This is a genomic window from Burkholderia sp. E168m22, assembly GCF_001319805.1.
In the GTDB taxonomy this organism is placed as follows: Bacteria; Pseudomonadota; Gammaproteobacteria; order Burkholderiales; family Burkholderiaceae; genus Burkholderia; species Burkholderia orbicola.
Genome location: NZ_BBSK01000021.1, coordinates 1 through 25,791, shown reverse-complemented (window position 1 = coordinate 25,791; position 25,791 = coordinate 1). Strand labels below are relative to the sequence as shown.

Here is a 25,791-nt window from a genome sequence, read left to right as displayed (position 1 = left end):
CGCGCTGGAGCGCGCGGGCTGGACGCCAGGCGACCTGGACCTGATGGAGATCAACGAGGCGTTCGCGGCGCAGGCGCTGGCGGTGCACAAGCAGATGGGCTGGGACACGTCGAAGGTGAACGTGAACGGCGGGGCGATCGCGATCGGCCACCCGATCGGCGCGTCGGGCTGCCGGATTCTGGTGACGCTGCTGCACGAGATGGCCAAGCGCGACGCGAAGCGCGGGCTGGCGTCGCTGTGCATCGGCGGCGGGATGGGCGTCGCGCTCGCGGTCGAGCGTCCGTAACCGGCCGTCCGTAACCGGCCGTTCGCCATCGGCGAACCGAATCCGTGCGTCGGCCGATTGCGGCTTCGGCCGGCGTCACGTGAAGTCAGAGGGGGCTCCGGCAGCTCTCGAAACCAAAAAATGGAGTGAGATTTATGTCTCAGCGAATTGCGTACGTAACGGGCGGGATGGGCGGCATCGGCACCAGCATCTGCCAGCGCCTGTCGAAAGACGGCTTCAAGGTGGTTGCAGGTTGTGGCCCGAACTCGCCGCGCCGGGTGAAATGGCTCGAGGACCAGAAGGCGCTCGGGTACGACTTCATCGCGTCGGAAGGCAACGTCGGCGACTGGGACTCGACCAAGGAAGCGTTCGACAAGGTCAAGGCCGAAGTCGGCGAGATCGACGTGCTGGTCAACAACGCGGGCATCACGCGCGACGTCGTGTTCCGCAAGATGACGCATGAAGACTGGACCGCCGTGATCGACACCAACCTGACGAGCCTGTTCAACGTCACGAAGCAGGTGATCGACGGGATGGTCGAACGTGGCTGGGGCCGCATCATCAACATTTCGTCGGTGAACGGCCAGAAGGGGCAATTCGGCCAGACGAACTACTCGACCGCGAAGGCCGGTATTCACGGCTTCACGATGTCGCTCGCGCAGGAAGTCGCGACGAAGGGCGTGACGGTCAACACCGTGTCGCCGGGCTACATCGGTACCGACATGGTGAAGGCAATCCGCCCCGACGTGCTCGAGAAGATCGTCGCGACGATCCCGGTGCGGCGTCTCGGCGGTCCCGAGGAAATCGGCTCGATCGTCGCGTGGCTCGCGTCGAACGATTCCGGCTTCGCGACGGGCGCCGACTTCTCGCTGAACGGCGGCCTGCACATGGGCTGAGCGTCCGGGCTGCGCCGGCCGGGTGGCCGCGCAGCCGGGCGTTTTCCGAAGGCCCCCGCCTCCCGGATTCGGGCGGCGGGGATTCGTCACTTGCGCTACGCTGCACTCAAAGGCGTTACATGACTACTACAAAGAAGACGGCCGAACGGCTCATCAAGAAGTACCCGAACCGCCGGCTCTACGATACAGAGACAAGCACGTACATTACGCTGACCGACGTGAAGCAGCTCGTGCTGGAGCAGGAGGATTTCAAGGTCGTCGATGCGAAATCCAATGAAGACCTGACGCGCAGCATTCTCCTGCAGATCATCCTCGAAGAGGAAAGCGGTGGCGTGCCGATGTTCTCGTCGTCGATGCTGTCGCAGATCATCCGTTTCTACGGTCATGCGATGCAGGGCATGATGGGCACGTACCTAGAAAAGAACATCCAGGCGTTCATCGACATCCAGAACAAGCTCGCGGATCAATCGAAGAACCTCTACGAAGGTAACGCGATGAATCCGGAGGTCTGGTCGCAGTTCATGAACATGCAGGCGCCGATGATGCAAGGGATGATGACGAGCTACATCGAGCAGTCGAAGAACATGTTCGTGCAGATGCAGGAGCAGATGCAGAACCAGGCGAAGTCGATGTTCAGCACGTTCCCGTTCAAGCAGCCGGGCGCGCCGGAGCCCGAAAAGAAGTAACGGTTTCGCGGCAGGCCGGCTGTGGCGGCGCGAGCCGTCGGGCGTCGGCGCCGCGAAGCGGGGCGGTCGGTCGCCGTCGTGCATTCGGGCACGACGATGCGCGGTTGCCGCCTGCCGGAAGAAATCGCCGACGGTCGTCCAGGATCGTCGGCACCGAATGCCCGTGCCCGGTATGCGCGGGCATCGTCGTTCTCCAGTCGATCGAGATCCAGTCCATACGAATGAACGCCGCGACGCGCCGAGCCTGATGGGGCGCGTTCGTGTCCGCGCGGACGCTCGCCTGTCGTACCATAAGCGGCGCTGCACGGAAGCCGCTTTTGGCGAACGCGATAGCGGTTCCCACGTAGGGCGAGAGGTGCGATGCCGCATCGATGCGCAGCGGCCGAGAAAAACAAACCGACTGAGAGAAAGCATGCGAGGGATTCGAACGGCATCGACCGGCAGGCTGGCCGGTCTTGCTGCGATGTTCATGATGGGTGTCGGCGTGGCTTTGCCGAGCTTTGCAATGGATTGCGCGAAAGCCGTCCAGCCGATCGAGAAGCGCATTTGCGCGAACCCCGCGCTGCGCGCGGCCGATGCGCGGTTGAATGCAGCCTATGCGGGCGCGCTGAAGGCCGCGCCGGACGCCGCCATCCGCGGCATGCTGGTGCGTAGCCAGCGCCGCTGGCTCGACGCGCGCAACAAGCGCCTCGATACCGATTACGAAGGCCATCGGCTGGCCGTCGACGAAGTGCGCAAGGCCTTCGATCGGCGTGCCGCCGTGCTGGCCGACCGATCGGGCGAAGGGCTGATCGCGCGAGCACTGGCTGAACGGCAGTGGCTCGCGAAATACAGCGGCGGCCCGCTGGCCGGCTTCGATGCAAACTGCGATTTCATCCCCGACGATGCGAGTGGCGCGCATGTTTCCTATGCGTGTTTCGGCGCGATTCACGTGCAGCATCATGCGCGGGTGTGCAGCCAGAGCGAGGACTGGGCGACCGGCGCGGTCTACCAGTATCGTCTGGTGAGCGCGGCCGATGGCGGGAAGGTGCATCCGGTGGCGTTCTGCGAAGCGCAAGGCGCGCATGCATGCGACAGCGGCAGCGCGCAGGCGGGATGGGTGCGTGCCGCGACGCCCGGCGGCGAGAGCCGTACACCCGCGCCGGTGACGGGCCTGCCGCAGCTCGATGCCGAATTGTGGCCGCTCGGCGATGGCGGCGATGCGGCGTGGTTCGACCGGTGTCTGACGGCGCCGGTGTTTCCGGATGCGTATTGACGCGCAGCGTTCGGTGTTCGAGCAAGACCCGCCATGACGGACGGGTCTTTTCATTGCGTCGGCGGGGATTGCGCACGCGGCTTGTGGCAATCGCGACGCGCTGAGTCGCGACTCAGTGCGCTGGGCCGAAGTCCTGAGTGTCGTCCGACGGCGGCAGGTCGAGCACGAGCTTGACGGCGCTGTAGTTGGCCTTGAGCGAGAACACGCGGCCGATCACGAGAAACGTCTGCCGGGAGTTTTCGAGTTCGACGAAGTCGCCCGGTTGCGGGACGTGCGCGCCCTGATCGTAGGAAAAGCTGGTGCTGGTCTGTTCGCCGATCGCTTCGGCGGCGTGTTCGGTGAATTCGATCGTGAGGTGGGTAGTCATGTGAGCCCCGTTGGGTCGATTGAAGAGAACGGATGGGGCGATTTTCGCATAGCGGCTTCGCGAATCCGTGCGGATTCTTGTGCAATACGTTTGACTGACCGCGCGATGCATATGTGCATCCGTCCGGCAAGTGGATGTTCGGTCCCGACGCGCACCTGACGTAGCCATCGTCGGCCGGTATGCGGCCATCGCTCCGGGGATGGTGTGGGTGGACGCGCTTCGTGTCATTTCTCGAATCGGGATTTTTGTCCCGCCGTCGCCAGGTATTTCCCTTTTTTTCTCATTTGCTTCATGAAGAAGGTGGCGCGGTTCCCTGGCGTTGCTGGTTTCATGCTGCGCATAGCAATTCACTTGCGCGCGTGTACGTATGCTTTGGGCCAAGGAGCGATCGCTTGACGACCAGGATGCGCAACCACTGCAAGGATGTATATGTTTGATGGCAAATTCGTAAATCACTGCGGGAGCGCGAGGAATAAAGTCATCGTAATGTGGTGTGCGCTTATAAATTGTATCGATTAAAATAATAATCAAATTCAAGCATAATTGACGAAGATGCAATAAACTTTGTTGGAATGGGGGTGCGACAAATTTGCGATTGCTTATTTGTATGTTTTAAATATACTGGATTTGTCTCTTAGACCTAGAGAGGGGTTGAAAATGACAAATCCGATTAATGCACTTACGACTCAAGCGGGAAGTACTCCGGGGCCGCAATACCAGCCGCCTTGGGATTTCCTTACTGTTGACACAAACACCGGCGTGGGCGGTCAGTATATCTATATTGGTTATCAATGCGGTAATGGTAATCCGGTCACGTCGCTGAATTTCGTTGCGTATGACCAGGCTCAATCCAATCCGCCGTCGGGTTGGAGCTGGAGTCCGCAAGATCTGAAGGCGGGGGCGGGCGGGAAATACATCTACATGACATGGAAGAACGGGGAGGCGGGCAAGAAGCCTATCACCGCAATCATGCTGCTCGTGATCGATAGCTCTTCTCCGCCGGCGATCGAAGGTTATACCGCAATCCATCAGGACTTGAATCAAGGTGCGGGTGGTCCTTATATTTGGCCGTATTACAGTACGATCGTGCCAATTCAATTGAAAAATGAATCGGTGATCCGCAAGGAGTAAGCAATTGGTTTTTATTGTGCGGCAGGCTTACGCTTGCCGCTTTCACTGGGGGTGTCAGGATTTCCGTGTTCAAGGCGGGTTGAGTAACTACACGGAAGGTCGAACGAATCGATCTGCGTAAAGGATAGCGAACTGGTTCATGGCCGTCTTCCAGTCATGAGCGGCACTGCCCCAATTCGCCGTGATGTTGCGCAGGGCCAGCCAGATGAGTTTGGTGGCGGCCTCGTCGGTCGGGAAGTGGCCACGGGTCTTGATGATCTTGCGCAGCTGAGAGTTGATATTTTCAATCGCGTTCGTCGTGTAGATGATCTTGCGCACGCCCGGAGGAAACGCGAAGAACGGGATGACGCGGTCCCAGGCGCTGCGCCATGCGCCACTGACGGTCGGGAATTTCTGGCCCCAGGGACCCGCTGCAAATGCATCAAGTTCAGCCTGAGCGGCTTCTGCACTGGGAGCTGCGTAGATCGGTTTGATCGCCGCAGCCAACCCGCGGCGGTCTTTCCAACTGGCGTAATCGAGGCTATTGCGGATCAGGTGGACGATGCAGGTTTGCAGCGTCGTCGCCGGAAATACTGCCGCCAGGGCCTCGGGCATGCCCTTCAGACCGTCGGTTACGGCGATCAGGATGTCGTGAACGCCGCGCGTCTTCAGATCGTTGAACACCCTCATCCAGAACTTGGCGCCCTCGGTGTTCTCGATCCACAGACCCAGGATCTCCCGGGTGCCGTCGGGCAGCACGCCCAGCGCCAGATATACCGCCTTGTTGCGCACGACGGCGTCTTCGCGAATCTTGACCCGCAGCGCGTCGAAGAACACCACTGGATACATCGGCTCAAGCGGTCGGGCCTGCCAGGCCGTCACCTCGGCCATGACTTCATCGGTCACGGAACTGATGAAGTCCGGCGAAACCTCGGTGCCGTATTGCTCGAGCAGGAAACCTTGAATCTCGCGCACGGTCATGCCCCGGGCATACATGGCAACGATCTTGTCGTCGAAGCCAGTAAAGCGTCGTTCGTGCTTGGGAATCAGGATGGGTTCGAAGCTGCCGTCGCGGTCGCGAGGCACCTCGATGCGAATCGGACCGTCTTCGGTCAGGACCGTCTTGGCACCTTTGCCGTTGCGCTGATTCGTGGCGTGGGTCGGCTTGGCTGCACCGGCAGGGTAGCCGAGATGATGGTTCATCTCGCCGCCCAACGCCCGTTCGATCAGCGCCTTCTTGAGTGCCAGTGTCGCGGCATTGATGGCTTCAGCGGTCATCGGACCGTTGCCGAACTGCTCAAGCAGCTCGGCCGGAATCGCCGGCAGAGCCGCCGGCTGGGCTTTCGGTTTGCGAGGCATACACTCTCCTTGAGAGCATGTTATGCCTTAAACACGAAATTCCTGACAGGCCCCTTTCACTCGCTTGCGCTCCAGGTCCGACGCCTCACGCGCACGGGTCATCACCAGGAAGCTGTATAGCGAGATCCGTCTGAGGGTAGGCCGACAACCCTTCGTCCCCGAGTGATAGGGACGCATCAATCTCCATCTCGTTGCCGGCATCCTGGCGAACAGCGTGCTCAAGTTGCCGATCATCGCCACTGCCAACCGCTCGTTTTGGGTCGCAGGACCCTAAATCGCTGTAAACTCACGCTTTTGCTGCCACGCCCCCACACTCCAGATGTCCCAATCCCCCAAAGTAGGGTTCGTATCCCTCGGCTGCCCCAAAGCGCTCGTCGATTCCGAACAGATCATCACGCAACTGCGCGCCGAAGGTTATGAAATCTCCGGCAGCTACGACGGCGCCGACCTCGTCGTCGTGAACACCTGCGGCTTCATCGACGAAGCCGTGCAGGAAAGCCTCGACGCGATCGGCGAAGCGCTGACCGAGAACGGCAAGGTCATCGTCACCGGCTGCCTCGGCGCGAAGTCGAGCGCGAGCGGCTCGAACCTGATCGAGGAAGTCCACCCGAAGGTGCTCGCGGTCACCGGCCCGCACGCGGTGGGCGAAGTGATGCAGGCCGTGCATTCGCACCTGCCGAAGCCGCACGATCCGTTCGTCGACCTCGTGCCCGCGGCCGGCATCAAGCTCACGCCGCGTCACTACGCATACCTGAAGATCTCCGAAGGCTGCAATCACCGCTGCACGTTCTGCATCATCCCGTCGATGCGCGGCGATCTGGTGTCGCGTCCGGTCGCCGAAGTGATGCTGGAAGCCGAGAACCTGTTCAAGTCGGGCGTGAAGGAACTGCTCGTGATCTCGCAGGACACGAGCGCATACGGTGTCGACGTGAAGTACCGCACGGGCTTCTGGAATGGCAAGCCGATCAAGACGCGCATGACCGACCTGGTCGCCGCGCTCGGCGAACTCGCCGCGCAGTACGGTGCGTGGGTGCGCCTGCACTACGTATATCCGTATCCGAGCGTCGACGAAGTGATTCCGCTGATGGCCGAAGGTGCGTTCAAGGGCCACGTGCTGCCGTATCTCGACGTGCCGTTCCAGCATGCTCATCCGGAAGTGCTGAAGCGCATGAAGCGTCCGGCGAACGCCGAGAAGGTGCTCGAGCGTGTGCAGAAGTGGCGCGAGATCTGCCCGGACCTGACGATCCGCAGCACGTTCATCGCGGGCTTCCCCGGCGAGACGGAAGAACAGTTCGAAACGCTGCTCGACTTCATCCGCGAAGCGGAACTCGATCGCGTCGGCTGTTTCGCGTATTCGCCGGTCGAAGGCGCGACCGCGAACGACCTGGACGGCGCGCTGCCGGACGAGGTTCGCGAGGAGCGTCGCGCGCGCTTCATGGAAGTGGCCGAGGAAGTGTCGGCGAACCGCATGCAGCGCAAGGTCGGCAAGACGCTCAAGGTGCTGATCGACGAAGTCAGCGCGGAAGGCGGCATCGGCCGTACGGCCGCCGATGCGCCGGAGATCGACGGCGTCGTCTACGTCGAGCCGGCGGCGAAGGCATCGAAGCGCTACAAGGTCGGCGATTTCGTCTCCGTGAAGATCACGGGCGCCGACGGCCACGATCTGTGGGGCGAGGTGTAAGCGATGGCCGCTGCATTCCCGGAGATCCTCGCGCTCGGCGAGGCGATGATCGAATTCAACCAGTCGCAGCCGGGGCATCCTGAATTCCTGCAGGGCTTCGGCGGCGACACGTCGAACTTCTGCATCGCGGCGGCGCGCCAGGGCGCGTCGACGGGCTTCGTGTCGGCGATCGGCGACGATCCGTTCGGCCGGCTGCTCGCCGACATGTGGGCGTCGGAGCGCGTCGATACGACGTACGTGCGGATCGACCGCTCGGCGCCGACCGGCGTGTATTTCGTCACGCATGGCGCCGACGGCCACCAGTTCGACTATCTGCGCGCGGGGTCGGCCGCGAGCCGCTATGCGACGGGCGATTTGCCGCTCGACGCGCTGGCGGCCGCGAAAGCCGTGCACCTGTCGGGCATCAGTCTTGCGATCAGCACGGCAGCGTGCGACGCGGCATTCGCGGCGATCGACCATGCGCGTCGCCACGGCGCGAAAGTCAGCTTCGACACGAACCTGCGCCTGAAGCTGTGGCCGCTGGCGCGTGCCCGCGCGGTGATGCGCGAGGCGCTGCGCCAGACCGACATCTGCCTGCCGAGCTGGGACGACGTCACGGCGCTCACGGGCGCGAACGATCGCGATGCGATCGTCGACGCGATGCTCGAACACGGGCCGCAGGTCGTCGCGCTGAAGCTCGGCAAGGAAGGCGCGTATGTCGCGACGCCGAACGAGCGGCGCGTCGTGCCGGGCTTCGCGGTCGAGGCCGTCGACGCGACCGGCGCGGGCGACTGCTTCGGCGGCGCGTTCATCGCGCGGATCGTCGCGGGCGACGATCCGTTCGCGGCCGCGCGTTATGCGAACGCGGCGGCGGCGCTGTCGACGACCGGTTACGGCGCGGTCGCGCCGATTCCGCACCGCGAGGCGGTGGAACGCCTGATGCAGGGCTGACGCGACACACGCAAGCCGGCGCCTTCGCCGCGCAGGCTTGCGCGGTCACGCAAGAACCGGGTCTCGACCCGGCACGGTCCGCGATTGCCGGGCGAATCTGAAGCAAGGAGCAACACAAGGTGGGTCGATATTCGGAATGGCAACGGGCGCTCGTCGTCGCCGGTGCGCTGGTGGCGGGCATCGCGATGCCGGGGTTGGGCGCCGCGCAGGCGGTCGTGCCGGGCGTGCAGCAGGATGAACCGGCGCCGGCGCGGCCGCTGAAGCCGAATCCCGAGTTCGCCCGCCTGCCGCGCTACGAAGGCACGCTTGGCGACCGGCCGATCGTCGTGCATCTCGGCCCGAAGACGGACGAGGAAGGCGTGCACGGCGAATACCAGTTCGCCGATACGGGCGAGGTCGTGCTGCTCGCGGGCGACCGCGACGGCGATACGCTCGAAATCGAGGAGTCGAACGACGGCACGAACATCACCGGCGTATGGATCGGCCGCTTCGACGCGACGGGCGACCTGAAGGCCGACCGGATGAACTCGGACGAATCGGACCCGCAGCCGGTCGTGCTGCACCTGGCGCCTGGCAAGCGCGCGGCGCTGCAAGTGCGCGACGGCCGCGTGCGCGAAATCGAGACGGTGGGCGTCGTCGTCAACCTGCATCCCGACGACTGAGCGCGTGCTGGCTCGGTGTGGGCGGCGCGCATTGTACCGGGCCAACCGCGCCGATTTTGGCTACTCTAACGACATATTCCGCAACCGAACGGCCTCGTGCCCGGCCTCCAAGTCATGACTGCATCCACTTCCAAGCGCGCGCTGCAAACCCGCATCGTTCAACCCGACGACGTCATTCCGGAAGGCTTCCGCTCGTTCGTGCCGCCGGTCGCGCGCGCGTCGACGGTCGTGTTTCCCGATCTCGCGACGATGCGCGCGCTGGTCTGGCACGACGACAACCAGTGGCGCTACGGGCTGCATGCGACGCCGACGTCGCTCGCGCTCGCGCAGCGGCTCGCCGAGATCGAGGGCGGCACGCACGCGCTGCTGCAGCCGTCGGGTCTCGCGGCGATCATGAACGTCTACTTCGGGATCGTGAAAGCGGGCGACGACGTGCTGGTTCCGCATAACGTATACGGCCCGAACGCCGATTTCGGCAATTGGCTCGCGAACGATTTCGGCATTACCGTGCGTTTTTACGATCCATTGATCGGCGCCGGCATCGCCGAGCTGATCCAGCCGAACACGCGGCTGATCTGGCTCGAGGCGCCGGGCTCGGTGACGATGGAAGTGCCCGACGTGCACGCGATCACGGCGGCCGCGAAGGCGCGCGGCATCGTCACCGCGATCGACAACACCTTTTCGGCGGGGCTCGCGTTCAAGCCGTTCGAGCACGGCGTCGACATTTCGGTGCAGGCGCTGACCAAGTATCAGTCGGGCGGCAGCGACGTGCTGATGGGCGCGACGATCACCGCGAACGCGGAACTGCACGCGAAGCTGAAGCTCGCGCGGATGCGCTGCGGGATCGGCGTGTCGGTCGACGATTGCTCGCTCGTGCTGCGCAGCCTGCCGAGCATGCAGGTGCGCTTCGATGCGCACAGCAAGAGCGCGCTGGCACTTGCGCAATGGCTGAAGGCGCGGCCGGAGATCGCCGCGGTGCTGCATCCGCAGATCGCCGACTGCCCGGGGCACGCGTCGTTCATGCGCGATTTCAAGGGGGCGGGCGGGCTGTTCTCGGTGGTGTTCGACGAACGCTACAGCGCGGAGCAGGTCGACCGTTTCGTCGAGTCGCTCGAGCTGTTCGCGATCGGCTGGAGCTGGGGCGGCGCGTGCAGCCTCGCGATGCCTTACGACGTCGCGTCGATGCGTCCGGACTGGCCGCATCGCGGCACGCTGGTGCGTTTCTACGTGGGTCTGGAAGACGAAGCCGACCTGCGCGCGGACATCGAGCGCGCGATGCGGGCCGCACTCGGCTGATCGCGGGCCGGCAACGTCCGGCACAAAAGCGAAACGCCGGCGCGATGCGATATCGCGCCGGCGTTTTTCATTGAGGGTGCCGCGGAATCAGAACAGTCGCAGCAGCCCGTCGAGGCCGACATGGTCGAATGCGACGGTGGCCGCATCGCGCACGACGGGCTTCGCGTGGAACGCGACCGACAGCCCGGCTTCGGCCATCATCTTCAGGTCGTTCGAGCCGTCGCCCATCGCGATCGCACGGCGCGGCTCGAGGCCGAGCGACGCGCAGGTCTCGCGCAGCAGGCGCGCCTTCACGTCGGCGTTGACGATCTCGCCGAGCACCTTGCCGGTGAGCTTGCCGTCGACGATCTCGAGCGTGTTCGCATGCGCGTAGTCGAGGCCGAGGCGGGCTTTCAGCCGCTCGGTGAAGAACGTGAAGCCGCCCGACACGAGCAGGGTCTTCATGCCGGCAGCCTTCACGCCCGCCAGCATCGTCTCGGCGCCCGGCGACAGTTGCAGCCGTTCTTCGTACACGCGCTCGAGCGCGTGCGCGTCGAGCCCGGCCAGCAGCGCGACGCGGCGCGTCAGGCTTTCGTTGAAATCGCGGATCTCGCCGCGCATCGACGCTTCGGTGATCTCCGCGACCTGCGTTTTCAATCCGCAGAAATCGGCGATCTCGTCGATGCACTCGATCGTGATCAGCGTCGAATCCATGTCCATCACCGCGAGCCCGAAATCGCCGAGCGTGAGGCCGGCCTCGACGAAGCCGAAATCGAGCGCATGCGTGCCGCAGTATGCGTCGATGTCGAGGCGCTGCGCCGGGCTCGCGTTTTCGATCCGCAGCGCGTGATCGTCGGTCTGCACGACGCGGGTGCCGCGCGACAGCGCGAGCAGCGGTTTGTGATGGGCGTCCGACAGCGGCGCAAGACTCTGGATGACGAGATTGTGGGTCATGACGAGTGGTTGGGAGGCGAATGAATGACGTGCTCGGCCCGCGGGCGGCCGCCTGCGAACGCGGGCCCCGTGCGGCTGCGGGCCGTTGCGTCGCGAACGCGCCATTGTAGCCGGTTGGCCGCGCAGGGCGCCGGCGCCGGCGCGAAACCGGGCGCGCGGCGGTAGTGATCAGCCGCTTGCACGATCCCAGTACGGCGGATCGCCGAAGTGCTCGGCCAGGAACGCGATGAACGCGAGCGTTTTCAGCGGTACGTGCGCGCGGCTCGGATAGACGGCCCAGATCGCGACGTCGTCCGCGAACGGATAGTCGTCGAGCACACTGACGAGCGCGCCGCTCGCGAGCAACGGGCCGACGTCCCAGGTCGACTTGATCGCGATCCCGAAGCCGTCGACGAGCGCTTCGCGGATCGCCTCGCCGTTGCTCGCGACGAGCCGGCCGCCGACCCGCACCGTGAGCGGGCCCTGCGGCGTCGCGAACGACCAGTCGCGCTGGTCGCCGAGGATCACGCATTCGTGCTGCGTCAAGTCGGCCGGATGGCGCGGCGTGCCGCGTTCGGCGAGATAGGCGGGCGAGCAGCACAGCACGCGGCGGTTGGTGGCGAGCTTGCGGGCGACGAGCGTCGAATCCTTCAGCGCGCCGAGCCGGATCGCGACGTCGTAGCCGTCGTCGACCAGATCGACGATCTCGTCGGACAGCCGCAGATCGAGCGACACGGACGGGTAGCGGCGCAGGAACGCCGGAATCACCGGCGCGACGTGCTGGCGGCCGAACGACGACGACATCGACACCTTCAGCCGCCCGTACGGCTCGCTGCGGCCGCGGCCGACCGACGCGCGCGCGGCGTCGGCGGCCGCCAGCAGCGCGTCGGCGCGCGCCATGAAGACTTCGCCGTCCTGCGTGAGGCTGATGCGGCGCGTGGTGCGGTGCAGCAGCCGCGCGCCGAGCTGCCGTTCGAGCTGGGCGATGCGCGCGCTCGCGACCGCGGCCGACACGCCGAATTCGCGCCCGGCCGCGGTGACGTTCGCGAGCAGCGCCGCGCGAACGAACAGCGCGACGTCGAGCAGGTCGAGCGGCTTGTCGGGCGCGGGGATCGGATCAGCCGCTGGATCGGACGTCATTATTCTGAAATTCCTGAAAATGTTTCAGGAAATATAGCGGTTTTCTCGAAGGATCGGGTTGCCTACGATGGCACGCATGGAGGTTGCGCCGCAGCCTGCCGGATTTCCCTGAAAGGAGTATCGAGATGAAAGCCGTTGGATTGACCCGTTATCTGCCGATCGACGACCCGCAAGCGTTGCTCGACGTCGAACTGCCGCAGCCCGTGCCGGGCCCGCACGATCTGCTCGTGAAGGTCGAGGCGATTTCCGTGAACCCGGTCGACACCAAGGTGCGTGCGCCGAAGCCGCAGGTCGAGGAGACGCCGCGCGTGCTCGGCTGGGATGCGGCCGGCACGGTCGTCGCGGTCGGCGCCGACGTCACGCTGTTCCGGCCCGGCGACGAAGTGTTCTACGCGGGCAGCATCACGCGGCCCGGCGCGAACAGCGAATTCCACGCGGTCGACGAGCGGATCGCCGCGTTGAAGCCGCGCACGCTCGACTTCGCGGCCGCCGCCGCGCTGCCGCTCACCGCGCTGACCGCGTGGGAAGCGCTGTTCGACCGGTTGCGCGTGTCGCCGCAGGGTGCCGACGCCGGCAAGTCGGTGCTGATCATCGGCGGCGCGGGCGGCGTGGGCTCGATCGCGATCCAGCTCGCGAAGACGCTCGGCAAGCTGCACGTGATCGCGACCGCGTCGCGGCCGGCGTCGGCCGAATGGGTGCGCGCGCTCGGCGCGGATGCGGTGGTCGACCATTTCGGCGACCTGCCCGCGCAGTTGCGCGAGGCCGGCCATCCGAGCGTCGACCACGTGCTGATCTTCAACGATACCGACCATCATTTCCCGGCTGCAGCGGAAGTCATCCGGCCGCAGGGCGGCATTTGCACGATCGTCGAGAACGCGAAGCCGGTGCCGGTCGAATTGCTGAAGGCGAAGAGCGCGGCGTTTCACTGGGAATTCATGTTCACGCGTGCGATGTTCGAGACGCCGGACATGATCGAGCAGCACAAGATCCTCGGCGAAGTGGCGCGGCTCGTCGACGCCGGCACGCTGCGCACGACGCTCGGCGAACAGCTCGGCACGATCAACGCGGCGAACGTGCGGCGCGCGCATCAGATGCTCGAGGGCGGGCGCGCGATCGGCAAGCTGGTGCTCAGCGGTTTCTGAGCGCGGAGCGCGTAAGGTTGCGGCGCCGCGAATGCAAGCGGGGTAACACCCGATGCGTTTGCGGCGCATTGCACCGCGCTTGGCGGTAGACTGGCAGCGCATCATGCATCGAAAACCGCGCGGCACGCGCGTGCCGCCGCATTACAAGGAGGTCAGCATGAGCCAACGCAGCTTGTCAGTCGCCGCATCGTGGTCGGTCGTGTTCGCGGCGGCGTGCGTCAGCGCGAGCGTATTCGCGGCGCCACCGGTCAAGGGCAGCCTGAAGGGCGGCGGGACGGGACAGCTCGAATACACCGTCAAGGTCGACTCGAAGACCTTCGGCAATACGCAGGAGACCCGCAAGATCCGCTCGGGCGAGACGGACGATTTCAACTGGAAGTCGGTGCCGCCGAGCGGCGCGGTCGCGATGCCGGACGGCTGCCCGAACGCCGACAACCTGCCGCGCGACGCGAACGGCGCGATGGTGCGGCAGACCCAGGTGCGGCTCGCACCGTCGGTCGACGCCAAGGGTGTCGCCAACGTGCAGTTGAGCTTCCAGGCGGCCGCGCCGAAGGGCACGCGCGGCGTGACGGCCGGGGGCAAGTCGCTGCAGTGTCCGGACGTCGTGTCGGTAAGCCAGGTGAAGTGGGTGTCGATTCCGACCAACGGCGGGTCGAAATCCGTGTCGATGAGCGACGGCACCCGGGTGACGGTGTCGATCAAGCATTGAGCGGCACGCGCGGGCCGGCGTTTCGTTCGGTGCGCGCGCAACCGGTTCGATGGGCGGCACGAGCAGGGCGGCACGCGAGCAGCGCCTGTCGTGCCGCCGTTGCAACGCGTGCCGCTGCCTGCTTCGCGGTACGGTGCCACAGCCGTGCAACGGCGCTGCACGACGTCATGCGGATGTCACGTCATGCGCGCCCGCATTCCGTCCTCCCGATCATCACGTTCCGATGAAACGTCGCAGGCGCGTGCTGACCGCGCAGCGCGCGCCGCCGCGCGTCACCGCGTGCGCTCTTCGAGCCGCGAAGCGAGGAAACGGTGATCGGCCGAGAACAGCCGGCGATAGGTCATCAGCACCGCGCCCACGGTGCCGAGCGCGGACGCCGCGGCGATCAGGAACATGATCACGATCTGGTAACGCACGGCCTGCAGCGGCGACTGGCCGGCCAGCACCTGGCCCGTCATCATGCCCGGCAGGCTCACGACGCCGACCACCGCCATCTGGTTCAGCGTCGGCAGCATGCCGGCGCGCACGGCCTGCCGCGCGGCATCCTGCGCGGCCTCCCAGCGCGTCGCGCCGAGCGCGAGCGCGGTTTCGACACGATCGCGGCGCGCCGTGAGCTCTTCCATCATCCGCTCGACGCCGAGCGATACGCCGGTCAGCGTATTGCCGAGAATCATCCCGAGGATCGGGATCGCGTATTGCGGCGCGAACCACGGATGGATGCGGATCACGACGAACAGGCCGACCGCCGCGACGAACCAGCTGCTGAACCAGATCGACGCGATGCTGTCGATGCGCTGGCCGCGATACGTGCGCTTGCCGCGCCCCGCGCCGGCGAAACCGGCGATCAGCGTCATCAGCGCGGTGAGCGGCAGCACGACGTACCAGTGCGGATGGCCGAACACCCAGCCGAGCACGTAGCCGATCGCGAGCAACTGCACGACGGTGCGCACCGCCGCGAGCGCGAGCTTGCGGCCGAGGCCGAGCGACAGCGCCGCCGAGATCGCACCGTTGACGGCGACGAGCGCGGCGGCGATGCCGACGTCGACGAGGCTCAGGTCCTGCAGTGCCGGGCTCATTGCGCAGCCTCCGTCGGGTTGGCCGCGTGCAGGACGCCGGCCTGCATCACGAGCCGCATCGTGGCGATTCGCGCGGCCTGGGCCGGATCGTGCGAGATCCACATGTAGGCGCGCGCATCGGGCGCCGCGTCGAACCACGCACCGACGAGCGCTTCGATCGCGCGCGCCGATTCGGGATCAAGGGCGGAGGTCGGCTCGTCGAGCAGTAGGACGTCGGGATCGAGTTGCAGCACGCGCAGCAGCGCGGTGATCTGCGCTTCGCCGCCGGACAGGTCGCTCGCGCGCTTGTCGAGAAAACCGGCGCCGCGGCCGGCCTGCGCGGCGAGCGCTTCGGCGCGGGCGCGGTCGAACGCGACGTCGCGATAGATCGCGAGCGAATACGGGTAGCGCAACTGCGCTTCGACGGTGCCGTCCATCTGCGCGGGGCGCTGGCGGACATAGGCGATGCTGCGCCGATAGCGCGGAATCGCGCTGCGCCGGATCCGCCGGCCGCGCCACAGGATGTGACCGCCGTCGAGCGGATCGAGCAGCGCGAGCGCGCGCAGCAGCACGCTCTTGCCCGACCCGGATGGCCCGGTGATAGCAATTCGCGATCCCGCGGCGAGGCTGAAATCGGTCGGGGCGAGCAGCGTCTTGCCGCTGCTGGCGTCGCGCCGCGTGATGTGCTGCGCGTCGATGAGGCCGGTGGGGGAGGTCATGTCAAAAGTGAAAAAAAGCGTTAATGGCGCCGAAAGGCCGCCATGTCGTGCGCCATAATACCGATTGAAAAGCCGCAGTTGTCGTGCGCCGTTCGTCCACGCAAGCGGCCCGGCATGGCGCGGCAACGCTTCAGAACAACAACGGAACCGCCATGACGCTAACCCGAGCCATCGGCAAATCGGCTGCATGGATCGTCGGTATCGTCGCGGTGCTCATCGCGGCGGCCGGCATCTTTATCTTCACGTTCGACTGGAACCGCGCGAAACCGTGGGTCAACGAACAGGTGAGTACCGCGCTCGGCCGCCCGTTCGCGATCAACGGCGATCTCAAGGTCGGCTGGCGTCGTCCCGATGGCGAGACCGGCTGGCGTGCATGGGTGCCCTGGCCGAGCTTCTCCGCCACGCAACTCGAGATCGGCAATCCCGACTGGGCGCAGGCGCCCAAGTTCGTCACGCTCGATGCCGCGCACTTCGATCTCGCGCTCCTGCCGCTGCTGGCGCATGAAATCGTCATCCCGTCGATCGACGTCGTGAATCCTGCCGTCGATCTCGAACGGCGCGCGGACGGCAGCAATACGTGGACCTTCCAGTTCAAGCAATCGTCGCAGCCTTCGCGGTGGAAGGTGCGGCTCGACAGCTTCGGTTTCGCGAAGGGCACCGTCACGTATCGCGATGCGATCACGAAGGCCGACCTGACCGTCGCGATCGATACGCTCGGGCAGCCGATTCCGCTCGGCGACGTGCTGAAGGAGCAGGAGCAGACCTCGCGTGCGGCGTCGGCGCAGCGCGTCGGCAAGCATGGCGCCGCGCAACTGGGCGCGAAGGCCGATGCGCAAGCCGCGTCGGGCGAGTCGGGGGCGAGTGCGGTCGCGGCCTCGGGTGCGTCGGCTGCGAGCGGCGTTGCTTCGGCTGCGTCAGGTTCGTCCGGTTCATCCGCTTCGTCCGCGCCTTCCGCGTCGGCGGCCGCTGCCGCGTCCGGCGCGAGCGGCGCCGCGGCGCCCGCGAAGCCGTCCGGCCCCACCTACGCGTTCGGGCTGAAGGTCGACGGCCGCTACAAGAACGTGCCGATCAGCGGCACCGGCAAGGTCGGCGGCGTGCTCGCGATCCAGGATACGTCGCAGCCGTTCCCGCTGCAGGCCGACGTGAAGGCGGGCGATACGCGGCTCGCGATTGTCGGCACGCTGACCGATCCGAGGCATCTCGCGGCGCTCGACCTGCGGCTGTGGCTGCAGGGCACGTCGATGTCGCACCTTTACCAGCTCACCGGCATCACGCTGCCCGATACGCCGCCTTACGCGACCGAAGGGCGCTTGATCGGCAACTTCAAGCCGAATGCGAGCACCTTCCGCTACGAGAACTTCAACGGTCGCGTCGGCGGCAGCGATCTCGGCGGCACGCTCACCTGGGCGCAGCGCGAGCCGCGGCCGAAGCTGTCGGGCGAACTCGTGTCGAACCTGCTGCAGTTCTCCGATCTCGCGCCGGTGATCGGCGCCGACTCGGCCGCGAGCAAGAAGAAGCGCGGCGACACGACGCGCCAGCCGCCCGACCGCGTGCTGCCGGTCGCGGCGTTCCGCACCGAACGGTGGAGCGCGATCGATGCAGACGTGAAGTTCACCGGCCGCAAGCTGATCAAGAGCGCGGACCTGCCGATCACCAACCTGTACACGCACATTCTGATGCAGGACGGCGTGCTGACGCTGGAGCCGCTGCAGTTCGGCGTCGCGGGCGGCACGCTCGCGACGAATGCGCATCTCGACGGCAGCCGCACGCCGCTCAAGGGCCGCTTCACGCTGGCCGCGCGGCATCTGAAGCTCAAGCAGCTGTTCCCGACGCAGAAGGTGATGCAGTCGGCGTTCGGCGAAATCAACGGCGACGCGTCGCTGTCGGCAACGGGCAATTCGCCGGCCGCGCTCGCGGCGACGTCGACCGGCGAAGTGAAGGCGCTCATCACCAACGGTCGCATCAGCCGCCTGCTGATGGAGGCCGCGGGGTTGAACGTCGCGAACGTCGTCTACGAGAAACTGTTCGGCAACCGCGACGTCAACATCAATTGCGCGGCGATCGATTTCGTCGCGACCGACGGCATGCTCGACCCGAAGGTCTTCGCGCTCGATACCGACGACGCGCTCATCAACGTCGACGGCCCGATCAACCTGCGCGACGAATCGCTCGACCTGAAGATCCATCCGCACACGAAGGGCTTCCGGATCTTCTCGCTGCGCTCGCCGTTGTATGCGAAGGGCACGTTCAAGAACCCGAAGGTCGGCGTCGATGCGGGCGCGCTCGCGCTGCGCGCCGGCGCGATGGTCGGGCTCGGGCTGATCAACCCGTTCGCGGCGCTGATCCCGCTGATCGCGCCGAGCAACAACCGCGACGTGCCGTGCTCGGAACTGTTCGGGCAGATGAAGGCGCAGGCGGCGCAGAAAGCGGCCAAGAAGGCCGGCAAGTGATGCGCGCAGCCGTCGGAGCGGCTTGTGCCGCGGTGCGGCGGCTCGGCATCGTTGCCGCGACCGGCTGAGCGCTGGCCGTGCGGCGCCGCCGAGGTGCTCAGCGGCGCGCGCGCGCCCAGACGATCACCGGTTCGACCTCCCGGCCGCCGATCCGCACTGGCCCGGCGGTGCCGAGTTGCAGCCGGTCGCCGTCCAGGCTGACGACACGCTGCTGGACGTTGCCGATCCAGTTCGGATACAGGCTGACGTCCATTTCATGAGTCAACGTGCCGTCGTCGTCGACATTAAAGGGGCCTGAATACGCGATGTAGCCGCGGGCCGCGGCCGCACGCTCCTCGACGCTGCCGCCCTGCAGGTCGCCGTCGGCGTACGGCGGGCGGCCGGCCGCCATCAACTGCGCGGACATGTAGCCGTCGGGCGTGTAGAGGATCCAGCCGCGCGCGTCGCGGCCGAGCGGATAGGTGACGGTCCCGCCGTCGCGCGGGCGGATTTCGTAGGACACGAGGCGCCACGCGCCGACGAGTTGTTCACGAAGCTGGCTGGCGAGCATGCGGGATTCCGGTAGGACGGCGGTGGGGCGCGTGCCGTCGTGTTGACGGGCCGGCGGGCGCCGCGGCTGAGGGCCGGGAATACGCCGCCGGGGCGGTGCGGTCGGCAGTTTCTCCGACACCTGCTAAAATACACGGTTTTCCGTCGATTTCTCTCTTACGGGACCTGCCGTGCTTTCTACTGCCAACATCACGATGCAATTCGGGCCGAAGCCCTTGTTCGAGAATATCTCGGTCAAATTCGGCGAGGGCAACCGCTACGGTCTGATCGGCGCGAACGGCTGTGGCAAGTCGACCTTCATGAAGATCCTCGGCGGCGACCTCGAGCCGAGCGCCGGCAACGTCGCGCTGGAGCCGAACGTCCGCCTGGGCAAGCTGCGCCAGGACCAGTTCGCGTACGAAGACGTGCGCGTGCTCGACGTCGTGATGATGGGCCACACCGAGATGTGGGCCGCGATGACCGAGCGTGACGCGATCTACGCGAACCCGGACGCCACCGACGACGACTACATGCACGCGGCCGAACTCGAAGGCAAGTTCGCCGAATACGGCGGCTACGACGCCGAGGCGCGCGCGGGCGCGCTGCTGCTCGGCATCGGCATCGAGGAGAAGTTCCACAACGGCACGATGGCCGACGTCGCGCCGGGCTGGAAGCTGCGCGTGCTGCTCGCGCAGGCGCTGTTCTCGAAGCCGGACGTGCTGTTGCTCGACGAACCGACCAACAACCTCGACATCAACTCGATCCGTTGGCTCGAGCAGACGCTCAACGAGTACAACTCGACGATGATCATCATCTCGCACGATCGTCACTTCCTGAACTCGGTGTGCACGCACATGGCCGACATGGACTTCGGCACGTTGAAGGTCTGGCCGGGCAACTACGACGACTACATGCTCGCGTCGGCACAGGCGCGCGAGCGTCAGGCCGCGGCGAATACGCGTGCGAAGGAGCGCGTGGCCGAGCTGCAGGACTTCGTGCGCCGCTTCTCGGCGAACAAGTCGAAGGCGCGCCAGGCCACCAGCCGCGCGAAGCAGATCGACAAGATCAAGATCGAGGAATTCAAGCCGTCGTCGCGCCAGAACCCGTTCATCCGCTTCGAGTTCGAGAAGAAGCTGCACAACGTCGCGGTGGTCGCCGAAGAGATCACCAAGAAGTACGAGCGCACGATCTTCCAGAACTTCAACCTGTCGGTCCAGCCGGGCGAGCGCATCGCGATCATCGGCGAGAACGGCGCGGGCAAGACGACGCTGCTGCGCTCGCTGCTCGGCGCGCTGCCGCTCGATCACGGCACGGTGAAGTGGTCGGAGAACGCGAACGTCGGCTACATGCCGCAGGACACGTACGAGGAGTTCCCGAACGACATCACGCTGATGGACTGGATCGACCAGTACCGCAAGGACGGCGACGACGAAACGATGGTGCGCGGCACGCTGGGCCGCCTGCTGTTCTCGTCGGACGACATCAAGAAATCGGTGAAGGTGCTGTCGGGCGGCGAGAAGGGCCGCATGATCTGGGGCAAGCTGATGCTCGGCCGCCACAACGTGCTGCTGATGGACGAGCCGACCAACCACATGGATATGGAGTCGATCGAGTCGCTGCAGATCGCGCTCGAGCAGTTCGAAGGCACGCTGATTTTCGTGTCGCACGACCGCGAGTTCGTGAGCGGGCTGGCGAACCGGATCATCGAAGTGAAGACGGACGGGACGCTGTTCGACTTCGGCGGGAATTATGAGGAGTTCCTGACGAGTCAGGGGCAGGAGTAAGTGTCCTGAGGTTTTCTCCGGTCGTGGGTCCAGCTTAGGCATCATCGCGCGGAGCGAACCGCCAGAAGCGCTAAAGGCCCGCATTGACAGCAATGTCGATGCGGGCTTTTTCATTTCCACCGCGGCAAACTCCACCGATGCTGGACATCCCAGTTTCCCCTGCTCAATCGACTTCAGGTAAATTACCCACCGAACACCGCCCATCATTCCCCATTTCGCCCCGGAGCCGCCTTCGATGCAGGATCATCCTCTCCCGCTCGACCTGTCCGGCCTTGCGCCCAGCCTGTACGCGCAGGGCACCGAGGAGGGCATCCTGTCGCGCCTGATGGAGCGGATCGCGCCGACCAACCGCTTCTGCGTCGATATCGGCGCGAGCGACGGCCTGCGCAACAGCAATACCGCGCGGCTGCTACGCGAACAGGATTGGGCCGGCGTACTGGTGGAAGGCAGCGCATACCGGTTCGGCAAGCTCGCCGCGCACTACGCGGGCGTGGAACGTGTCCGCCTGCACCACGATCGCGTCCAGCCCGACACGGTCGACCCACTGCTCGTCGACGCGAACGTACCGACCGACTTCGACCTGCTGTCGATCGACATCGACGGTAACGATTACTGGGTATGGCGCGGCCTGCAGGCGTTCCAGCCGCGCATCGTCGTGATCGAATACAACCCGTACTACACGCCGCCCGAGCGCTGGGTCATGTGCTTCAATCCGGACCACGAATGGGACGGCTCGACTTATTACGGCGCGAGCCTCGAATCGCTCGTGCATCTCGGCAGGCAGAAGGGCTATGAGCTCGTTTGCTGCGACGACATGGGCAACAACGCGTTCTTCGTGCGACGCGACCTGTACCCGCTGCTCGGCATCGCGAACAACGATCCGTCGGTGTTGTTCCGACCGGCGATGTACAAGCTGCGCTACGTCGGACACAACACGTTCCTGACCGGTCATCCGTATCGGCACGGGCCGGCCGAGCACATCTGAATGGATTCGCTCGCCGTCACTTTCGACGAGATTCGCGATGCCTATGGGCTCGCTCGTAGCGGGCCACCGACGCAGGTCAGCGAACGCGTGTGGCGTCTGCCGACCGACGGCGGCGCAGGCGTGGCAGTCAAGCTCTATGCGCTTGAGCACCATCCGCGCGCAGTCAAGGAAACCGCCGTCCTCGCGCATCTGGAAACGCACGGCGATACTCGCTTCCATGTGCAGACGCTGAAGCGCACGCGATCCGATGCATCGCTGTGGTCAGGACAAAATTCTCACGCGATGCTGACGCGCTGGGAAGCCGGGCAATTCAAAACCTACGATACGTTCTCGCCAACCGAATGGGACGCGCTCGGCGCGAGTCTGGCCGCGTTGCACCTGAGCCTTGAACGATTGCCTCTGCCGTCGCCCGATACGATCCGCGCGCGGCTCACCTCGATCGATGCGGACGCGGTACGCCGCAGCCTGCTGGATGCACTTGATCGAGCCGATGCGAACGTCACCGGTGCCGCGAATCTGCGCCGCTACGTCGATCTCGCGCTGCGTATGCTCGACCGCTACTATCCGGGCAGCATCGATGCGTTTCCCGCCGACGATCCGCAGCACCCGATCCACAACGACTACAACCAGTTCAACTATCTGTTCACGGGCGCGCTGCCGCCGCTGATCCTCGACTGGGAAGCGTCGATCGGCGCACCGCGCGAATACGAGCTGGTGCGCTGCCTGAATCATTTGCCGCTGGAAGCACCGCACCTCGCGCAAGCGTTCGTGCATGCGTACCAGCGGGTACGGCCCGTGAATCCGGCGTACATCGCGTGGGCAGTCGATGCCGCCTGCTTGCAGCACGCGCTCAAGCTCTGGATCGTGCAGGGCTGGCTCGACGATCCATCGCGCTTCGCATCGCATCTGAACGGTGCGGTGACGATGGCGTCCGCGATGGTGAACGCGCGTGACCGTCTAATAGATTTCTTTTCCCGCTGCGTGGAAACAGGAAGCTGATGTGAGTGCGAATCCGAACGAGATCCCGAATCCGCCGCCGCCCGGCGAGCGGCAGCACGTGTTTCCGCCGCCGCTGGATCGCGATTACCGCGTCGAGGACGGGCGCATCCAGACGCGCTCGCTGGAAGCGCATATCGTCGATCACTGCAATCTGACCTGCGCGGAATGCTGCTCGCTGTCGCCGCTGTTGCCCGAGTGGCATGCGAGCCCCGAATCGATCGAAGCCGATCTGCGCAAGGCCGCGAAAGTGTTGCGCCCGCGCATGTTCAAGCTGGTCGGTGGCGAACCGTTGCTGCATCCGGCGCTCGTTGAAATGATCGAGCGCGTACGCGCGACCGGCATCGCACCCGTGATCTCGGTCACGACGAACGGCCTGAAACTCGGCGAGATGCCCGACGCGTTCTGGCAAGCGGTGGATGCGCTGACGATCTCGCGCTATCCGAAGCCGGCGCTTTCCGCCGACCTGGTCGCGCATGTCGAGCGCCAGGCGGCGCGCTTCGACGTGCGTCTGAACTGGAAGGTACAGGACGTGTTCACGACGATGAACCGCGCCCAACCTGGCACGGATCGCGACGAAGCCCAGCGCCTGTATCACGATTGCTGGATTCGCGAGCGCTGCCATATGATTCGCGACGGCATGTTCTACACGTGCACGCGTCCCGCGCATTTCCATACGCTGTACAAGGGCGACAAGGATTTTCAGGCCGACGGCCTGCCGCTGCGCGACGACGCGGGCATGCTCGACGCGATGCTCGCCTATCTGCAACGCGAGACGCCGCTCGAAGCGTGCCTGCATTGCCAGGGCGGCAGCGCGCCGGTGGCGCCGCATCGCATCCTCAAACGCATTGAAGTGGACACCTTGAAGGCTCGTTATCCATGATCGTCGGTACGCGCGACCCGTTCGGTTTCGATCGTCTGCACTACCATCCGCGCAGCGGCGTGTCGGCGTCCGGTATCCGCGCCGTATTGCGGGCGTCGGAGCACCCGGCCGGCGCGCCGGACACGGCCGCCATCGCGGGCTACCTGAGCGGCGAGCGTCTGGTCGGCCGCACCGTGCTGCGCGACGTGCTCGCGGTGCCGCCCGGCCACGCACTGAGCCGGTCGCCGCAAGGGCTGACGGTGCAGCCGGCGCCCGAGCGGCCGCGGCAAGCCGATCTCGACGCCGTGCTGCGCGCGTCGCTGCAACGTGCGCTCGACAGCGGCAAGCGCGTCGCGCTGGCGCTGAGCGGCGGGCTCGATTCGGCGCTGCTGCTTGCGTTGTTGCGTGAGCTCGGCGCACTGCGGCACGTGACGGCCTACATCCTCGCGACCGACATGCCCGATTACTGCGAACTCGACGCGGCGCTCGAACTCGCCACGCAGATGCAGGCGAACGTGAGGATCGTGCGCGCGAACGAGGCCGATTTCATCACGGCGCTGCCGAGAACGACGTACGCGGTCGAGGAACCGATGTTCAACCTGCATCCGGTCGCGAAGCTGCTGCTGGCCGACGCGATGGCGGCGGACGGCGTCGAAGTGGCGATTACCGGCGACGGCGCGGATCAGGTATTGCGCCGCGACGTATCGGCCAACTATCTGCCGCTGTGCCACGCGTTGTTCGACGAGGCATCGGTCGAGCTGCATCCGCCGTTCGTGGATGCGGCCGTCGTCGCGCATCTGACCAGCCTCGCGCCCGACCCGAACAAGCAGTGCCTGCGCGAGCTCGGTGCGCGCCTGAATCTGCCGGAGCGTCTCGTGCACGGCCCCAAGCGCGGCCGGCTCGCGCCGGCGATGGATCTCGCGACGCTGCTCGATCGCGACCGCACGCATGCACTGGCCGACGCGCTCGGCCTCGCTGCGCCGGCGCTGCAGGCGGATACCGAACGCGTGCTGTGGACGACGCTGACACTGCTCCTCGACCATCTCGATGGCCTTCATTCCGACGCCGCGCATCGCCCAACCTGAGCCGCTCATGAAACGCATCCTGTTCTGCGTGGTGCCCGAGAAGGGCCACGTCAATCCGTGCATCGGCCCGGCCCAGCATCTGCGCGCAGCCGGCTGCGACGTCGCGTTCTATGCGCCGGCCGACATCAGCGAACAGCTCGACGGCGCCGGCGACTTCGCGTTCGTCGGGCCGCGCGAGACGCCCGAGCGCCACGACCTGTCGCGCGGCGCGAGTTTCGCCGCGAACATTCGCGACGCCGACTGGCTGCGGCACTGGATCCGCACGTTGCTGATCGACCTCGCGCCCGCGCAGGTGGACGGCATCCGAACAGTGCTGCGCGACTGGCGGCCTGACGTGGTCGTGATCGACCCGCTGCTCTATGCGGCGGCGATCGCGGCCGAGCTGGAAGGGCTGCCGTGGGTCTCGATGTCCAATTCGCTGAATCCGGTGCTGCCGGACGATCTCGATTCGGAACTGCTGCGCACGGTGCGCTGGCTCGAACCGGAACGCACGCGGCTGTTCGCGCGCTACGGCCTCGACGCGCGCTTTCGCGGTTGCGACGTGCTGTCGCCGCACCTGACGCTCGCGTTCACGACCGACGCGCTGGTGGGCGCGCCGCCGCCCGGCGTCGAACTGGTCGGCCCGGCGATGCCGTCGGGCCCGCGCGGCGACGAGACGGCGTTCCCGTGGGAGCGCGTCGATGCGGATCGCCCGCTCGTCTACATGTCGCTCGGCAGCCAGCTTTACTACCACCCGGAGGTGTTCGCGAAGGTGATCGACGCGACGCGCGCGACCCCGGCGCAACTGGTGCTGTCGGTGGGCGAACTGGTCGATTCGGATCTGTTGCCGGCCGGCGACGAACGCGTGATCGCGGTGCGTTACGCGCCGCAACTGACGCTGCTGCGGCGCACGCACGCGTTCGTCAGCCACGGCGGCG

24 protein-coding genes and 1 pseudogene are annotated in these 25,791 nt (G+C 65.8%); 18 read left to right on the top strand and 7 right to left on the bottom strand.

Annotation, left to right across the window (positions count from 1 at the left end; translation table 11 throughout):
- The 4 genes and pseudogenes from AP428_RS06515 to AP428_RS06500 form a co-directional block, all read left to right on the top strand.
- Nucleotides 1–286: pseudogene (locus tag AP428_RS06515) on the top strand (acetyl-CoA C-acetyltransferase); the annotation flags it as partial.
- Between the two features lie 134 nt (nt 287–420).
- The gene (locus AP428_RS06510; RefSeq protein ID WP_006491801.1) at nt 421–1,161 is read left to right on the top strand and encodes a 3-ketoacyl-ACP reductase; all 741 of its coding nucleotides are present in this window, start codon (nt 421–423) and stop codon (nt 1,159–1,161) included.
- Between the two features lie 119 nt (nt 1,162–1,280).
- The gene (phaR, locus tag AP428_RS06505) at nt 1,281–1,847 is read left to right on the top strand and encodes a polyhydroxyalkanoate synthesis repressor PhaR (protein ID WP_011549704.1); all 567 of its coding nucleotides are present in this window, start codon (nt 1,281–1,283) and stop codon (nt 1,845–1,847) included.
- 412 nt (nt 1,848–2,259) lie between these two features.
- Complete coding sequence (locus tag AP428_RS06500; protein ID WP_054927891.1) at nt 2,260–3,102, top strand: lysozyme inhibitor LprI family protein; 843 nt, start codon at nt 2,260–2,262, stop codon at nt 3,100–3,102.
- Nucleotides 3,103–3,214: 112 nt separating this feature from the next.
- Here the strand turns inward: AP428_RS06500 and AP428_RS06495 are convergent, their stop codons facing one another.
- A complete protein-coding gene (locus AP428_RS06495) occupies nt 3,215–3,469 on the bottom strand; it encodes a hypothetical protein (RefSeq protein WP_054927890.1) in 255 nt (84 codons plus the stop codon).
- 657 nt (nt 3,470–4,126) lie between these two features.
- Here AP428_RS06495 and AP428_RS36635 point away from each other — a divergent pair.
- Nucleotides 4,127–4,600 carry a hypothetical protein gene (locus AP428_RS36635; protein ID WP_125380630.1) on the top strand — a complete coding sequence of 158 codons (474 nt, stop codon included), beginning with the start codon at nt 4,127–4,129 and terminating at the stop codon, nt 4,598–4,600.
- Between the two features lie 87 nt (nt 4,601–4,687).
- Here AP428_RS36635 and AP428_RS06490 read toward each other — a convergent pair whose 3' ends face one another.
- The gene (locus tag AP428_RS06490; RefSeq protein WP_054927889.1) at nt 4,688–5,938 is read right to left on the bottom strand and encodes an IS256 family transposase; all 1,251 of its coding nucleotides are present in this window, start codon (nt 5,936–5,938) and stop codon (nt 4,688–4,690) included.
- Between the two features lie 319 nt (nt 5,939–6,257).
- On the opposite strand from AP428_RS06490, the gene rimO reads away from it, so the two are divergent.
- The 4 genes from rimO to AP428_RS06470 all read left to right on the top strand — a co-directional run bounded on the left by rimO (nt 6,258) and on the right by AP428_RS06470 (nt 10,507).
- A complete protein-coding gene (rimO, locus tag AP428_RS06485; RefSeq protein ID WP_011549710.1) occupies nt 6,258–7,619 on the top strand; it encodes a 30S ribosomal protein S12 methylthiotransferase RimO in 1,362 nt (453 codons plus the stop codon).
- 3 nt (nt 7,620–7,622) lie between these two features.
- Nucleotides 7,623–8,549, top strand: coding sequence for a sugar kinase (locus AP428_RS06480; RefSeq protein ID WP_054927888.1), 927 nt, complete (start codon nt 7,623–7,625; stop codon nt 8,547–8,549).
- A gap of 119 nt (nt 8,550–8,668) precedes the next feature.
- Nucleotides 8,669–9,211 carry a hypothetical protein gene (locus tag AP428_RS06475; RefSeq protein ID WP_054927887.1) on the top strand — a complete coding sequence of 181 codons (543 nt, stop codon included), beginning with the start codon at nt 8,669–8,671 and terminating at the stop codon, nt 9,209–9,211.
- A gap of 114 nt (nt 9,212–9,325) precedes the next feature.
- A complete protein-coding gene (locus AP428_RS06470) occupies nt 9,326–10,507 on the top strand; it encodes a cystathionine beta-lyase (RefSeq protein WP_054927886.1) in 1,182 nt (393 codons plus the stop codon).
- A gap of 87 nt (nt 10,508–10,594) precedes the next feature.
- On the opposite strand, the gene serB is transcribed toward AP428_RS06470, so the two are convergent.
- Together serB and AP428_RS06460 are read right to left on the bottom strand one after the other, a co-directional pair.
- The gene (serB, locus tag AP428_RS06465; protein ID WP_006475922.1) at nt 10,595–11,440 is read right to left on the bottom strand and encodes a phosphoserine phosphatase SerB; all 846 of its coding nucleotides are present in this window, start codon (nt 11,438–11,440) and stop codon (nt 10,595–10,597) included.
- A 168-nt stretch (nt 11,441–11,608) separates the two neighbouring features.
- Nucleotides 11,609–12,559, bottom strand: coding sequence for a LysR family transcriptional regulator (locus tag AP428_RS06460; RefSeq protein WP_054927885.1), 951 nt, complete (start codon nt 12,557–12,559; stop codon nt 11,609–11,611).
- 125 nt (nt 12,560–12,684) lie between these two features.
- Between AP428_RS06460 and AP428_RS06455 the strand changes: the two genes are divergently transcribed.
- Nucleotides 12,685–13,701, top strand: a complete 1,017-nt coding sequence (locus AP428_RS06455; protein ID WP_011549716.1) for a zinc-binding alcohol dehydrogenase family protein — start codon at nt 12,685–12,687, stop codon at nt 13,699–13,701.
- A gap of 157 nt (nt 13,702–13,858) precedes the next feature.
- The gene (locus AP428_RS06450; protein ID WP_041489573.1) at nt 13,859–14,410 is read left to right on the top strand and encodes a DUF6013 family protein; all 552 of its coding nucleotides are present in this window, start codon (nt 13,859–13,861) and stop codon (nt 14,408–14,410) included.
- Between the two features lie 272 nt (nt 14,411–14,682).
- Here AP428_RS06450 and fetB read toward each other — a convergent pair whose 3' ends face one another.
- Together fetB and AP428_RS06440 are read right to left on the bottom strand one after the other, a co-directional pair.
- The gene (gene fetB / locus AP428_RS06445) at nt 14,683–15,486 is read right to left on the bottom strand and encodes an iron export ABC transporter permease subunit FetB (protein ID WP_011549718.1); all 804 of its coding nucleotides are present in this window, start codon (nt 15,484–15,486) and stop codon (nt 14,683–14,685) included.
- Nucleotides 15,483–16,184 carry an ATP-binding cassette domain-containing protein gene (locus tag AP428_RS06440; protein WP_011549719.1) on the bottom strand — a complete coding sequence of 234 codons (702 nt, stop codon included), beginning with the start codon at nt 16,182–16,184 and terminating at the stop codon, nt 15,483–15,485. Before AP428_RS06440 ends, fetB begins: the two co-directional genes overlap by 4 nt.
- Before the next feature lie 152 nt (nt 16,185–16,336).
- Between AP428_RS06440 and AP428_RS06435 the strand changes: the two genes are divergently transcribed.
- Nucleotides 16,337–18,634, top strand: coding sequence for an AsmA family protein (locus AP428_RS06435; protein WP_011549720.1), 2,298 nt, complete (start codon nt 16,337–16,339; stop codon nt 18,632–18,634).
- A 97-nt stretch (nt 18,635–18,731) separates the two neighbouring features.
- On the opposite strand, the gene AP428_RS06430 is transcribed toward AP428_RS06435, so the two are convergent.
- Nucleotides 18,732–19,184 (bottom strand): lipocalin-like domain-containing protein, encoded by a 453-nt coding sequence (locus AP428_RS06430; protein WP_011549721.1) that lies wholly within the window; start codon nt 19,182–19,184, stop codon nt 18,732–18,734.
- Between the two features lie 169 nt (nt 19,185–19,353).
- Here AP428_RS06430 and AP428_RS06425 point away from each other — a divergent pair, with 169 nt between their 5' ends.
- The 6 genes from AP428_RS06425 to AP428_RS06400 form a co-directional block, all read left to right on the top strand.
- Nucleotides 19,354–20,946, top strand: a complete 1,593-nt coding sequence (locus AP428_RS06425) for an ABC-F family ATPase (protein WP_011549722.1) — start codon at nt 19,354–19,356, stop codon at nt 20,944–20,946.
- A 235-nt stretch (nt 20,947–21,181) separates the two neighbouring features.
- Nucleotides 21,182–21,931 (top strand): FkbM family methyltransferase, encoded by a 750-nt coding sequence (locus AP428_RS06420; RefSeq protein ID WP_011549723.1) that lies wholly within the window; start codon nt 21,182–21,184, stop codon nt 21,929–21,931.
- Nucleotides 21,932–22,930, top strand: coding sequence for a phosphotransferase enzyme family protein (locus AP428_RS06415; protein WP_011549724.1), 999 nt, complete (start codon nt 21,932–21,934; stop codon nt 22,928–22,930).
- Nucleotide 22,931: 1 nt separating this feature from the next.
- Entirely contained in the window at nt 22,932–23,810 is an 879-nt protein-coding gene (locus AP428_RS06410; protein WP_054927884.1) for a radical SAM protein, read from the top strand.
- Nucleotides 23,807–24,874, top strand: a complete 1,068-nt coding sequence (locus tag AP428_RS06405; protein WP_054927883.1) for an asparagine synthase-related protein — start codon at nt 23,807–23,809, stop codon at nt 24,872–24,874. The genes AP428_RS06410 and AP428_RS06405 overlap by 4 nt, the downstream gene beginning before the upstream one ends.
- Before the next feature lie 7 nt (nt 24,875–24,881).
- The coding region (locus AP428_RS06400; protein ID WP_054927882.1) for a glycosyltransferase at nt 24,882–25,791 on the top strand (910 nt) is incomplete at its 3' end.